11 protein-coding genes and 1 pseudogene are annotated in these 14,353 nt (G+C 38.2%); all 12 read left to right on the top strand.

Going from position 1 to position 14,353, the window contains the following annotated elements:
- Nucleotides 1-3 precede the first annotated feature (3 nt).
- The 12 genes and pseudogenes from RGF10_RS17210 to RGF10_RS17160 all read left to right on the top strand — a co-directional run bounded on the left by RGF10_RS17210 (nt 4) and on the right by RGF10_RS17160 (nt 14,205).
- On the top strand, nt 4-690 hold the full coding sequence (locus RGF10_RS17210; RefSeq protein ID WP_318509555.1) for an ABC transporter ATP-binding protein: 687 nt from the start codon (nt 4-6) through the stop codon (nt 688-690).
- A 178-nt stretch (nt 691-868) separates the two neighbouring features.
- Nucleotides 869-1,228, top strand: a complete 360-nt coding sequence (locus RGF10_RS17205; protein ID WP_318504052.1) for an ArsR/SmtB family transcription factor — start codon at nt 869-871, stop codon at nt 1,226-1,228.
- 15 nt (nt 1,229-1,243) lie between these two features.
- Nucleotides 1,244-2,248: a permease gene (locus RGF10_RS17200; protein ID WP_318504050.1), complete on the top strand. Its 1,005-nt coding sequence runs from the start codon at nt 1,244-1,246 to the stop codon at nt 2,246-2,248.
- A 42-nt stretch (nt 2,249-2,290) separates the two neighbouring features.
- On the top strand, nt 2,291-2,530 hold the full coding sequence (locus RGF10_RS17195) for a thioredoxin family protein (protein WP_318504048.1): 240 nt from the start codon (nt 2,291-2,293) through the stop codon (nt 2,528-2,530).
- A gap of 193 nt (nt 2,531-2,723) precedes the next feature.
- Nucleotides 2,724-3,890 carry a sulfite reductase subunit alpha gene (locus tag RGF10_RS17190; protein WP_318504046.1) on the top strand — a complete coding sequence of 389 codons (1,167 nt, stop codon included), beginning with the start codon at nt 2,724-2,726 and terminating at the stop codon, nt 3,888-3,890.
- A 44-nt stretch (nt 3,891-3,934) separates the two neighbouring features.
- Nucleotides 3,935-4,051: pseudogene (locus RGF10_RS23955) on the top strand (hypothetical protein); the annotation flags it as partial.
- A 112-nt stretch (nt 4,052-4,163) separates the two neighbouring features.
- Complete coding sequence (locus tag RGF10_RS17185) at nt 4,164-5,267, top strand: aminotransferase-like domain-containing protein (protein ID WP_318504044.1); 1,104 nt, start codon at nt 4,164-4,166, stop codon at nt 5,265-5,267.
- Nucleotides 5,268-5,800: 533 nt separating this feature from the next.
- Nucleotides 5,801-6,874 carry a Wadjet anti-phage system protein JetD domain-containing protein gene (locus tag RGF10_RS17180; RefSeq protein WP_318504042.1) on the top strand — a complete coding sequence of 358 codons (1,074 nt, stop codon included), beginning with the start codon at nt 5,801-5,803 and terminating at the stop codon, nt 6,872-6,874.
- Nucleotides 6,871-8,379 (top strand): hypothetical protein, encoded by a 1,509-nt coding sequence (locus tag RGF10_RS17175; RefSeq protein WP_318504040.1) that lies wholly within the window; start codon nt 6,871-6,873, stop codon nt 8,377-8,379. Before RGF10_RS17180 ends, RGF10_RS17175 begins: the two co-directional genes overlap by 4 nt.
- Nucleotides 8,376-9,122, top strand: coding sequence for a DUF6063 family protein (locus tag RGF10_RS17170; protein ID WP_318504038.1), 747 nt, complete (start codon nt 8,376-8,378; stop codon nt 9,120-9,122). The genes RGF10_RS17175 and RGF10_RS17170 overlap by 4 nt, the downstream gene beginning before the upstream one ends.
- Entirely contained in the window at nt 9,100-13,563 is a 4,464-nt protein-coding gene (locus tag RGF10_RS17165; protein WP_318504036.1) for a hypothetical protein, read from the top strand. The genes RGF10_RS17170 and RGF10_RS17165 overlap by 23 nt, the downstream gene beginning before the upstream one ends.
- Before the next feature lie 117 nt (nt 13,564-13,680).
- A complete protein-coding gene (locus RGF10_RS17160) occupies nt 13,681-14,205 on the top strand; it encodes a D-glycero-alpha-D-manno-heptose-1,7-bisphosphate 7-phosphatase (protein WP_318504034.1) in 525 nt (174 codons plus the stop codon).
- Nucleotides 14,206-14,353: the final 148 nt, after the last annotated feature.

Below are 14,353 nucleotides of genomic sequence, written 5' to 3'. Positions count from 1 at the left end.
TTGGTGGCCGCAATAGAAGTTAATCATTTATATAAATCTTTTAAAATGGGAACAGAATGTTTGGAGGTCCTGAAAGATTTAAATTTTTCAATCGATAAGGGTGAGTTTTTATCGATAATGGGACCATCGGGATGCGGTAAATCCACTTTGCTCTATTTATTAGGCGGACTGGACAATCCAACTAGCGGTCATGTTTTGCTGGATGGAAAAGATTATGCAAATATGAAAGAAAAACAGAAAAGTAGAATGAGAAGAACGGAGATGGGGTTTGTTTTTCAGTTTTATAATTTAGTTCCAAATCTAAATGTAGAGGATAATATCCTTCTACCAATCCTTTTAGATGGAAAGAAGCCTAAAGCCTATGAAAACGAACTAAAGAAAATCCTTGATGTTATCGGTATGAGTGCACGACAAAAGCATACTCCAAGGGAGCTTTCAGGTGGGCAACAGCAAAAAGTAGCGATCGCGAGGGCGTTGTTATTCAATCCTGAAATCATCTTTGCCGATGAGCCAATCGGAAATCTTGATTCTAAATCAGGTATAGAAATTATGAAATTATTTAAAACAATTAATACCGAATTTGGAAAAACCATCATTCAAGTCACCCATTCAAAGGAAGCGGCCTCTTATGGATCAAGAATACTGAATTTAAAAGACGGAGAAATTGTCAAAGATGTATTAACCGCATAGAGTAAAATTAAATCCACTACTTTCTGTAAGAAAGGGTGGATTTTTTTTGTACAAATTTTTAAAAATAATTTCAAAACTATAAAATTAGTTTTATAATTGTATTGAAGCTGTTGCTGTATCATTAATCTAGTAAAAAAGAATTATGTGATAGTGATTTAGTATAAAGGAGGCAATCAGGTTGGGCACAAAACCAGTATGGGTCTTGAAAACGAATGAAGAGATGGAGAATATCCGACAATTAGCAGAGGAGCAATTTCCAAAAGTATTGGACGGAGAAGAATTAGAAAGCATTTCTGCATTCTTTAAAGGTTTAGGTGATGAAACACGGTTAAAGATTATTTCCCTGCTTTGGATTAAGGATATGTGTATGTGTGAAATAGTTGTGGGCTTAGGTGGAGCTTCCTCAACGATCAATCATCATTTAAAGATTATGGAAAAAGGCAGAATAATTGAATCGCGAAGAGAGGGGAAGTTCACCATTTATAATTTGAATAAAGAAAAATTAACAAATATAATTCCATATTTGGTTGAACGATAATAGGGGGATGTTTTCATGGCTATTTTTGAATGGTTAAATGACCAGCTTTTAAAAATGGAATGGTTGAGTAATCTCGTAACATTCCTTGTTCATAATGTGTTTAGATTAGATGTAGACGGTCGAGTTGGGGGCAGCATTCATTTTTTCATCTTTGATGTTATAAAAATATTTATATTGCTTTCTGTTCTCATTTTTATGATTTCATATATTCAAAGTTTTTTTCCACCTGAAAGAACAAGGGAAATCTTAGGGAGATTCAATGGGATAACCGCTAATATATTGAGTGCATTGCTCGGTACTGTAACACCATTTTGTTCTTGCTCATCGATTCCTTTATTTATTGGTTTTACGAGTGCAGGATTGCCAATCGGTGTTACCTTTTCCTTTTTAATTTCGTCGCCCCTTGTTGATTTAGCATCGGTTATATTATTGGCTAGTATCTTTAATTGGAAGATTGCGATTGCTTATGTGGTAGTTGGTCTAATACTGGCCGTTCTTGGCGGTACCATCATTAGTAAATTGAAACTTGAAAAGTATGTAGAACCATTTGTGTTTAACAATAATCAGCTTAATTCTAAACAAGCCGAATTAACGACTCGAGATCGATTCATTTTTTCAAAGGATCAAGTCGTCGAGATCATCAAAAAAGTATGGCTTTACATATTATTGGGGGTAGGAATAGGGGCTGCTATTCACAATTGGATACCTGAATCGGTCATAACAGCCGTACTCGGTCAAGATAAATGGTACTCTGTGTTATTAGCAACCATTGTAGGGGTACCTATGTACGCTGATATTTTTGGAACACTACCCATCGCAGAGGCACTTGTTGCAAAGGGAGTGGGTTTAGGAACAGCATTAGCTTTTATGATGGCTGTTACAGCACTATCTCTTCCATCAATCATCATGCTAAAAAAGGTCGTAAAGACAAAACTACTAGTTATATTTGTTGGCACCGTTACAGTGGGAATCATCATTATAGGCTATACCTTTAACAACTTTGGCTACCTTTTAATGTAAGGCAAACATAATCCTTATAAAAATAATAAAGGGGAGAGAACCATGATTATTAAAATTTTAGGAACTGGATGTAAAAATTGTGTGAGATTAAGTGAAAATACAGAGGCTGCATTACAAGAGTTAGGGCTCAAAGCAGATATTGTGAAAATAACTGAAATTCAAGATATAATGTCCTATGGAATAATGTCTACACCAGGATTGGTCATTGATGATGAGGTTGTTTCTTATGGAAAGGTGCTAAAACCAAAGGAGATAGTTAAAATTCTTGAAAAAGTTAAATAAACAAAAGTTGATTGCAAAATTGAGGTAAAAATACAAAAAACTCCATTTTAGTGGTTTTTGCACAAAAAAATAAAAAAAATATCATAAATTTGACTAATGCATTATTCGCAAGTCCAATATACAATAGTATGTATGCGTTTACTGTGTAAAAAAATTTTTGTGTATTATAGATTACTTTTTTGAGGTGAAAAGAATGCAACAGACTATAACGAATGATAAAAATACTGCAGCACCATATTCAAGAACAAATCCATTCCATGCGAAGGTTTTAAAAAATGTTAAATTAAATGGAGCAGGTTCTATTAAAGAAACGATCCATATTGAGTTTTCATTAGAAGGGTCAGGACTATCCTATGTACCAGGTGATGCGCTTGGTATTATTCCTGCGAATGATCCGGAACTTGTGGCTTCCCTAATGAAGGAAATGAATTGGAATCCCGAATTGGAAGTTGAGATTAATAAGCAAGGCGAAACACTTCCAGTAAGTGAAGCGTTAACAACCTATTTTGAAATTACTCTGTTATCAAAAAAGATATTGCAGCAGGCTGCAGAATTAACCGATAACGAAGAGCTACAAAAGCTTTTGTTAGTAGAAAATGCAGGCCAGTTAAAAGAATATTGCTCAGGGCGAGATTTACTAGATATGGTTCAAGATTTTGGTCCATGGAAAGGCTCTGCTCAAGACTTTGTATCGATGCTTAGAAAAATGACACCACGCCTTTATTCGATTGCAAGCAGCATAAGTGCGCACCCAGGTGAAGTGCACCTAACAATCGGTGCTGTCAGATACACAGCGCACGGCCGTTTACGTAAAGGGGTTTGTTCTGTATTAATTGCAGAACGTATCCAAGCAGGAGATACCCTCCCAGTATTTATTCAACCAAATAAGCACTTTCATTTACCAGAATCGGTTGATTCAGATATCATCATGGTTGGTCCTGGGACAGGGATTGCCCCATTCCGTTCGTTTATTGAAGAACGCGCGGTAACGAAAGCAACAGGAAGAACATGGTTATTTTTTGGCGACCAGCATGCCGCATCTGATTTCCTTTACCAATCAGAAATAGAACAATATCAAAAAGATGGGGTCATCACTAAATTAGAGACTGCATGGTCTCGTGATACTGACCAAAAAGTATATGTTCAACATAAAATTCTTGAAAACAGCAAAGAAGTATTCAATTGGCTCGAAAATGGCGGCTACTTCTATATTTGTGGAGATAAGGATCGCATGGCAAAAGATGTCCACAACACACTGATTGAGGTTATTGCCAAAGAAGGATCGATGTCTCAAGAAGAAGCTGAAGCGTATTTAAATGATTTGAAAAAGCAAGGCCGTTACCAGCGGGATGTTTATTAAGTTAAAATAGTTTTATTATATGGAAGGCTTCTATTTGTAGGTGTGTTGGAAATAAGTGTCAAGAAAGGGCAGTAAGGATTTCTGTCTGTGCACCAAATACGATCGAGGAGCTTGAGCAAGTATTGATTATCCTTAAACGTTTGCTAAATGATCTTACCTAATATTGTTCGCCATACAATTATAATATTGTATGGCTTTTTTGTGCGTGTTATGATGATTCAAATCTATTTGGAGGTTTAAAGCATTAGCTTTCTAGAAGGGGAGTGTTTATAAATGCAAAAGAAATTTGCTAAGAGAACTCATTTAGTAAAATCTTCTGAGACACGTGAAATATTGAAAGTAACAGAAAGACCAGAAGTCATCTCTTTTGCGGGAGGACTTCCAGCCCCAGAGATGTTTCCAGTAGAAGCTATTAAGGATGCATGCAATGCTGTATTGAATGATAAAGGTGCGGATTCTCTTCAATATAGTACGACTGAAGGATATATTCCTTTAAGAGAAGCTATTTGTCAAAGGATGAAAGGTACCGGAATCAACTCTACTATTGAAAATGTTCTTATCACATCAGGATCCCAGCAAGCAATCGACCTTACTGGAAGATTATTTATTAATGAGGGAGATACTATTATTTGTGAAAGCCCAACCTATCTTGCAGCAATTAATACATTCAAGTCATATAATGCCAAATTTGTTGAAGTAGCTATGGATGAAGATGGAATGGTTATGGAAGAGCTAGAGAAAAAGCTTCAAGAGCATCCAAACACAAAATTTATCTATACTATTCCTGATTTCCAAAACCCTACAGGTCGCACATTAAAACTCAAAAGACGAAAAAAAATGATTGAGCTTGCTAATCAATATGATGTGCTGATTGTAGAGGATAATCCCTATGGAGCTGTAAGATTTGCTGGAGAGGAACTTCCGCCTGTGAAACATTTTGACACTGAGAATAGAGTAATTTATATAAGCACTTTCTCTAAGATTTTTTCTCCTGGTCTTCGACTTGGATGGATTTGTGCAGACGAATCTTTAATTGATAAGTACGTTATTTTTAAGCAAATAGCTGACTTACATACTGACAGCTTTGCTCAAAGAATTACAACAAAGTATTTAGAACTTTACGATATCGAAGAGCACATTAATAAAATCAAAGCTGTTTATAAAGAAAGATGCACAGCTATGTTATCTTGTATGGACGAATTTTTCCCAAAGAATTTGTCTTACAGTAAGCCAGAAGGTGGATTATTTATTTGGGTTGAGCTTCCTGAGTCTGTTGATTCGAAAGAATTGCTTGCTAAATGTTTAGAAGCTAATGTTGCGTTTGTTCCTGGTGCCCATTCTTTCCGAATGGAACAAAGAAAAATACTTTGCGCTTAAATTACTCGAATATGCCTATAGACAAAATCAATGAGGGTATAAGGCTTATAGGAGAAGTAATTCACCATGAATTAGAGAAAGATAATACTGTTTATTAATTATAAAACTGTTATTCAGCAATAAGGAGCTTTCCTGCAAAGGGTCAGCGCTTAATTTTCTTTTTAGGGCCATAACCTTGAATAATAAAGGACAAAACATATTAGTCTTAAAATTATGTTTTGTCCTTTAATTAATCTATTCTATAAAATTTAGAGTATTTCTTTCTTAGAAGATTTCATAACTAGTAACTCTTTCCTGCGTTCGAGGTCTTCTGGGATCGATTCCAAAACACCCAGCCAACATAAATATTAATATAACCGCACAGTGCCATCTGTGCGGTTATATGTAGTTTCACACCTTATTACAAACAAAATTAATTCAATTGTAAATATATTATTTAATAATAGAAAACAAAAAAGGAAGCACATGAACGGTCCCTCTGCTCCCAAAATAGTTTATAATTGATGGATGTCGAATTTTGTTTTTAGAAGTAGGTGAGTACAATCGATATTATTGAAGCAAGGGTGAGAGGGTTTATTGCTGATATTCAACACCCTAAGCAGAAAAAGAAGATTAATATGAATGATTTAGAATTACAGTTGCGCAGGCTTTCGGATGATTATTTTGATATGGATGGGTATTCGTTGTTTTATCAGGCAATCCAAACCTTACAAGGTGAGGGTCAACTGACACCGATTCAAAATCATCAATATAACGGAAAAACCCCAACATTGCCCCTTTTTTACTGGGTTAATGTAAAAGTAAACGAGAAAAAATGGGATCGGCTTGAGATGATGAAATTGAGTGATCAGTTTGATTTTTCCTATTATGAGCGCCATCCTGAATGGCAAACAGTAGACGAATGGAATCGAATCCAGAATGTATATACATTTCTCCAATCCAGCCAAGAACGGGAAATCGTGTCATTAGAAGAAAGAAGTCTCGAGCTCTTTGGCGATGAAAAGTTCTTAATCGACAGTGACAGCTTTCCTGAGGGGAAAGGCTTTTTAACCCGAATTGGATTATCAGAGGATCAGCTTAAGACGGTGAACTACGGGGAGCCGTTTGTGTTTTGGATCAAGCAAGGCAAAGAAATGAAAGATATTCAAAGAGTACTAATCGTCGAAAATCTATCTTTCTTTCATACTGCCATTAAATTATTGGAAGAGAATCTTCTTGATTATGAACCGGAACTGATTATCTATGGAGAAGGGACGAAAATTGAAAGAAGCTTTTCGTTTTTCTTCCGGACGTTTCCGCCAAAAGACTACCTTTTCTATTATGCCGGTGATTTAGATGCTTCTGGATACGGGATACTGATTCGGCTGATGGAAAAATACCAAGATTGCTGCATTCAGCCGGCCTTAAAAATTTATCGTAAAATGCTGGATTGTATTGACCAAAGAAATGACCAGAAACTCGGTCAAACGCAAAACACAAACTACCGTGATGCATTCCTTCAATGGTTTACCGAAGAGGAGCAGGTGAAGCTCATGCAATTATGGCAGGAGAATAAGCGCATCCCACAGGAAGTGTTAACAATTGAAACATGGAGGAGATGGCTATGAACGAATCATGGGAAGGTTTTGCCCAGCGAATGCAACGATTAAACCCGCTGTTTGAGCTTGGCAGAGGAATGGAAATAGGGGAGCTGAAGCCATATATCCAAAGTATTCTCATGCAGGTGCTTCTCACCATCTTTTACCGAGAATTAAATGATGATGATAGCAGGCGTAAATCGGATATTAAATATATGGTCGAAGATGCCGTGAAACAGATGAAGCTGTTAGCGGACGAAAAGCAAATTGAACGGATGACAAGCGGGCTGCTATATCAGGGGAAAGAAGAGTATAGTAAACCGTTTGAAGCCTTATATTACGATGAAAATAGACAATCATGGGAAACGCAGGTGTTCCGTTATGTGACCATGGATGAGTTATATACGAATTTAGAGATTGGCGGCTCGATCGTTTATAAACTCACCGATGTCGCTCAGGAAATGATTTTTATGAGCAGGGAAATGGCGGAGGAATTCTCAATCACCATCGAACAGCTCTATAGTATGCAGCTGATTAAAAACGGTAATTTTCGAAAAGCTACGCGAAACCTCGATCACCTCATTTCACGTGTCAACCGCTTAATGGCAAGAGAATTCTCCTTTCAAAAGGAAATGATCAACAATCCCAAAATTTTATTGATGGAAGAAGAATGGCAAAGGGCCGACAATCGGGTGGAAATCGAAAAGCAATTTGAGGAAGAAAAAAGTCACTTTCGGACAATTTCAAGCATGATTGAAAAAACGAAACGAAGAAATGAACAAGATGATGGGATTCAAAAGGAATTGCTGCTGCTCCAAGAAAAAATTGGCCATACAAGGCAATTGCATGATCGATTTGCCAAACTCGTCATTCAAAATATTTCCCACGAAATGAAATTAAAGGCCGAAAACCCATCCTTGTTTTGGGAAACGAGCCTCGTTTCATTTCGAGAGCATATTTATGAAAATTGCATCATGAAAGAGGGCGTTCAACGTTTCGATGTGATCGAAACGATTCTTTCGCCGTTGTTTTCACCGAAAAACGAATTCATTTTGCCGCTTGATTGGATTTGGGGTGAACAGGAATTTGATGAACAACAACAAACCGAGCTATTAGTGGAAGAAGAGACCGATGATAGTGTGACACGAATCCGCGTGACGAACTGGGATTCGGTTATTGAAGCATGGAGCTATGTTTTTCAATATTTACAAACATACGGAGAGTTTTCGTTAGCTGATCTAGCAGAGCTGCCTTTAGAAATACAGGATTTATGGCTAGAAGAAGCGGAAACGATTGATTTGTGGATGATGTTTGATAAAAAGCCGCTAAAGGTCCAAGTCCTACATCGTAAGGAAGAAACATTAAGTGATGAGCGGGAAATTCTCCTCTATAAATTAATGAAGGAATATCCGCAATTTCAACTGTTTGAAGGGTTGAAAATCTTTACGAAGTTTGATCATCGTGCCGAACCATTACTATGGCATCGGATGAAATTGACCCCATTTAAAATCTGTATTCAGGAGGAAAAAGGATGAATGCCGAAACTATTAAAAAAGCATCCGCTATCTATTTTTCTCTATTAAAAGATAAAGTTATCGATGAAATGAGCGAACACTTCCAGACCTATTTTGATCCGGAAGTGAGACAGACTGTTCTTTTATTAGCAGACGAATCAGGTACATATATCATTGAATCGCCAAAACGGATTCAATTAGTTGTTCAGCCGACCGGTTCGGTCTATGCGACAAATTTTACCCATTTGAAAGAAAAGCATAAGCAGGTGGAATCAAAAAAACACTTTCATCTAATGAGCATGGTAATTATGTCTTTTTTAGCAACCATCGATCGCAACCAGGCCGCAAAAATCAGGACAAAGCGGGAAGGAATCAGTTACTACGCATTAGAACGTCAGGTCAACGATCTTATCATGAACTGGGATAGTATTCTGAAAACGAAACCTAATTTCGGCGATGAAGAACGGATCGATATGAAGGAAATGGTGACAACCTGGAAGTATATGGAGGTTGACACCGATGACTATGGAATCAAAAAAGGTAATAGACGAACCCGAATTGGTTTAATTGCCAGTAGCATGCGCTTATTAGAGACGGAAGGGTTGATCGTCATTCTAGATCGCGATGATATTCCGAAGGTGATTCCAAAACAAGAACTATTTGAGCGGATTGAATACCTGTATCATGATTATGATCGTTACGAATTATTAAAGAAACTAATAACACCAGAGGAGGATGAGCATGCCGAAAATCCACCGTATTAGAATTGTTGGCCTGAAGTATGATGGCATGCAAAAACAATACAAAGATACCACATTTAATTTTCATAATGAAAAGACCTCAACCAATGGTCTGATTGCGATGATGAATGGGGGCGGGAAGGGTGTGTTCCTGCAAACCATCTTCCAAATCCTTAAACCTGGTACGTCTTGGGGAAAACAAAATAATCGTTATTATCAGCAGTTCTTTTTTAATCAAAAAGAGCAATTTATTCCCTATACCTTTCATGTTGTTATTCAATGGGAATTAGACGGTGCCGACAGCCGTCACCTTGTCACCGGCGGAATGTTCTCAGCTGAGCAGCGGATTTCGATGAGTGAAGAAGGTGGAACTGAAAGCAAAACATTGGAGCAGGAAGCGAAAATCCTCCCGAATATTACGTTTTATACAAGAGAATTTGAACGGAAAGAAGAAGCGGCGCTTGAGCATATTCCGTTGTTTGAAGATGAAGAAGTAGCGGAAAACGAAAGTTTGAAGGACTATTTAAAATGGAATGGCTATGACGTTTACCGCGATACGAAAAAGCACTATCGGATCCTAGATACATACGGGATTAACCGTAAGGACTGGGATATTATGAAGGACATTAACAAGGATGAAGGTGGCGTGGGTAAATACTTCGAAGGCGCTGAGGATGATCATTCCTTGTTTCAAAAACGGATTATTCCAACGGTTAGTCAGGTTTTGCAACGGACTGATCATCAAAAGGACGATCTAGTCGAGATTTTTAAAAGTCAGGCTAGTATTGCGAAGGACCTGCCTGTGCTATTAAAAAGAGAGCAAGCACACAAGGAGTTTTTAGAAGACATTGTCCCATTTGAAGAGCATCTAGCAAAAGGGGTCGAGCATAAAGAAATTGTTCAAGGTAGTGTAAAGGTTGGCAGACAATTGCTTGGTGCGTTAGAGCATTTGAAGCAATCTGAAGAGGAAACGTTGCTTACTTTAGCTAAAGATATGGAAAAGTTAGCGATCCGACAAGCAGAATTGTTCTTTCAAAAAGACAATTTAGAGTATGCAAAGGCACATAGAGAAGTCATGGACTGGGATAAGAAATTAGTGGCAGAACGGGATAAGCATACTTCCCTTCAAATGACCGTAAAAGAGAAACAACAAAGAAAAGAAGAACTGTCCTTTCTACTGCTATTGAAGGAGTGGAGTGAAAACGAACAAAGCATTCGCGCTCTTTCCCAGCAGATTGCGACATTGGAACAAAATAGTGGTTTACAACAAACGAATCAAAGAATGGATGAAATTAAACAAGAAGCTAGAAAGCAATGGGAGCAGTCTTATCAATCATTACAAGAAGCACTAAAACAGTACTTCGGGTATCGAAAGTTCCTAAAGAAAAAAGAAGCCGAGCTAGCTGGGCAGGATAAACAAAAAACAAAAGAAATCGCTCAAGCTTCTACGGAAATTGATTTTCTCTATACGCAAATTCATACTTTTGAAGCGAAGGAAGAAGCGCTAACGAAAGAGTTTGGCGACCGCTTAACCTATGATGTAAACGGCTATATCGAGAATCTAGCAAAACAAATAAAAGATAAAAAAGATAGATTAGAAGATCTACAAACAAAAGATAAAGAATCGAGTGAAAAGCAGAATCTACTAGCCAATTCACATGGAACGCTCGCTCAAGCAATTCAGTTTTCTGAAGAAAAATGTGAAGAATTAACAGCAGCACATGAAGTGCAACAGCAAAAAGAGGCTAGGCTATTCGAAAAGCTTCATGGCTTAATAACTGATGTCACGGTGCCGTTTACGCATTCGCTTTTATCGAAGTATGTGTTACAGATTGAAGAACTACTTAGCATAAATTTGCAACAGGCTGAACAAATGAAAAAAGAACTTTGGGAAACCCAGCTTGACCATTCCTTAAATGATGAGCCTTTCTGGATTGCCAATAAAGATGTGAAAGAATTAAAGGACTGGATCGATGAGAAGACGGGCATTGATGTCTTTTATGGAACGCAATTTCTCCAATCATTAAGTCCTGAGGAATTAGCAAACCACCTTGTGACGTATCCGCTCCTACCATATGGTTTGGTCGTTAGCGGGCCGCAATGGCAAAAAATAAATCAGCAGGTGCTGACCGGAAGATTGTTCAACAGTCCAGTTCCGATTTTCTTACGGGAGGAAATGAACAGTGACGGGCAGCCATCATCCTTTGTCATCATTAATGGCTCCGAAAAAGAGCTGTTAACGGATAAAAACCAATTTAACAACTGGAAAATTAAGATTGCTAATCAAATTCACGAGAAAAAAGATACGCTCATCGAACTTGAAAAAACAGAAATCTTGTTACGTCGGATGTTAAAAGAAATCGATCGATTCTTATCAGGTGAGCTTTCTAGCGAGATCGAAAAGGCGTTGAATCAGGAACAGAATGCACTGCTTTCTAAGAAAGCGCAATTACAGGAAATCACCACTAACCAACAAAAAGAAAAAGATTTACAGCTTGATCTAAAAGCACAGCTAGAGAAAACCAATCAAAAGATTGAAAAGCTTAAAACCGATGTGGGCACTTTAGAAGATTTTGTACAAGAAAAAACGCTTCACCAGGAAAATAAACGGGTAAAGCTGGAGAAGGAGAAGCAAAAGGAAGCCTTAGGTTTAGCGCAGCAAGAAATAGTCAAGGAATACGAAAATATCGTTGAAATGAAATCCAAGTGGAATCAAACGTATTTAGAATGGAAGCTCTCAACTGAGCAAAATATTAAGGAAATATCTTTCTTTATTGAAGAAGCCGCTTTTCCATCTGATGAAAAAGCAGACCAAAGTGAAGAGCTTCCTCGTCTTTCTCCTCATCTATTAGAGGGGATTAATGGAAGTATCGAAGAGCTAAAACAGCTCCAAAAGTCAAAGGAAGAACAGGCAAGAGAATTACTGGTTATTCAGGCGACAAAGGAATCGGAACAAAAGCAGCAGTTGAAATTAGAGAAAAAGCTCCAAGCTCTTAATGAAGAGTGGAGAGACGCTCCGGAACCAGCAGAACCAATCAGTATTTTAGAAAATATGCTGCAAACCGCACAGAAGGAAACGAAGACGGCTGAAAAGGAAGAACGGGAACAAGGAACAGCTGTAACTGTCGCCGAAACATCCTTGAAGCATGCGACCGAGCAGCGTGACAAGTCTGGTAAAAAGATTGCCAAGCATGAAAAACAGCCAGAGGAATGGGCTGACCTTGACTTAGAGGTAAAGGACGTAGAAATTAAGGATCAAATGAAGCAAACGAAAGAGGAAGTAAAACAGGCTGAACAACGCCAAAAAGAAACGGAAACGAACATTTCTGGATATGAAGGCGATTTGTTAACGCTATCTGTTATCCTCAAAGAGGAAGCGTCCGCCTTTACGGATTCCGATTTAGAAAAAATCAGGAGTCAAGGAAAGCAATGTATCCTATCCTGGTGTGAAAAGCATCAAGCACTTCAAGAAGATGGCCAAGAGAAGCACGCGAAAATCGATCAATCGTTGCGTAATTTAAAGCAAACAATTGAAGGGAAAGATTGGGAGATTCGCTTTAAAAATGAAGTATTAACAACACTTGATCATATGGATACAAGGCATTATTCGCATATTCAAAGCATCGTCAAAAATATGAAGCGTTTTTCACAAAGTGGATTGGAACAATTAGAACGCGACAAGGAAAGGGCAGAAAAGGCTCAAAACTTCTGGGCTAGCCGTGCCAGCATGAAGGTGATGAGCATTGCCGAGGCAATTCGCTCCATGATTGCGAAAATGAAGCTGAAAAATGATCGAGGCGTCTTTCCACTCGTCCAGCTTAAAGAAGACATCCTACCTAAAAAGGCTGAAGAAATTGAGCCGCTTTTGAAACAGCACTTTGTTTCTGCTATTAACAAAATTACAAAACAATTCGATTTGATTGATGACCATAATCGAGCTTTAGACGAAGAAATCAAAATGCTGATAAGTGATGAGCAAATTTTATTTGTCTCGCTTCGCAATCGCTATCCTGAGCTACTCGTCTACAATATGCGAACGGATAATGCATTTATGTACGGAAAGCCACAACGAGAGCATTACTCAACCTGGCAGACGATTAATCAAGGTTCTAAGACGAAATCCGATGGTAGTGGCGGACAAAAGCTATCTGCTCGCATGGTCATGATGATGATGCTATTATCCGTCAAAAGTGAAACAGATAAAAGCTGGGTTCCGTTAGTCTGTGACAATCCGTTCGGACAAGCAGCATCGGCACATGTTCTTGACCCGATCTTTGCTGTGGCAGAAAAGCTGAAGTTCCAATTTATTGTTGTTACACCACCGGAATTGGTGAAAACAGAAATCAGCCAGCGATTTGATGCCTATTATAAACTGGACTTCATCCGGGAAAAAGGAAAAGAAATAGTCTCAGACACAATTGTTCCGGCATTTCGGATTTATCAAGGCGAAGAAGTTATGCAATAGGATAAAAATGATCCAAATCCCACTTTCTAATGAGAAGGTGGGATTTTTAAATATAAAAAGTAAGGACAGAATGTAATTGTGAGGAACAGGAAAATATGGATCAAGGAGGATTGTTCGTTGAAGAAAGGAATCTTTTTAGACCGTGATGGTGTGATCAATGAAGTGCTGAGTCATCGGGTGAAATTTGTTAACAAACCACAGGAATTTTATCTCTTAGATGGAGTAGCCGAAGCAATTCGCCAATTAAATGAGGCTGGGCTTCCGGTATTTGTCGTTACCAATCAAGGCGGAATCGGACTGGGATTTATGAAAGAAGCTGCTCTACATAAAGTTCATGAAAAAATGAAGAAGGATTTATCGAAAGAGGGTGCAGTAATCGATGATATTGCTTACTGCCCTCACAAACCAAAGGCTGGCTGTGCCTGTCGTAAACCAGAAGCGCAAATGATCATAGATTTAGCGGAAAAGCATGACATCTCCCGACGTGATAGCATTATGGTGGGGGACCGTGAGCCTGATATTGAAGCAGGAAAGAAAGCGGGCTGTAAGACGGTGTTTATCGGTGATGAGACAGAAAATCCAGGAGCGGATATAGTGTTTCGTGATTTGCTGTCTGCCGTGCCATGGCTGTTGGAAAACTAACAAACGTAAAGGAAAACTCCTCATCTAAATTTAGGATGAGGAGTTTTATAGGGTGTTTAATCATCATGTGATGTAACCTGCAGCTAAAGAACACAAGCCTTCATCGCTTCTAGAAATGGCGTTTCTATTATTGTAGAAACACTCGTTT

The organism is Bacillus sp. T3 (assembly GCF_033449965.1).
GTDB lineage: Bacteria > Bacillota > Bacilli > Bacillales > Cytobacillaceae > Bacillus_BU.
This window is presented reverse-complemented; position numbering and strand designations above follow the sequence as displayed.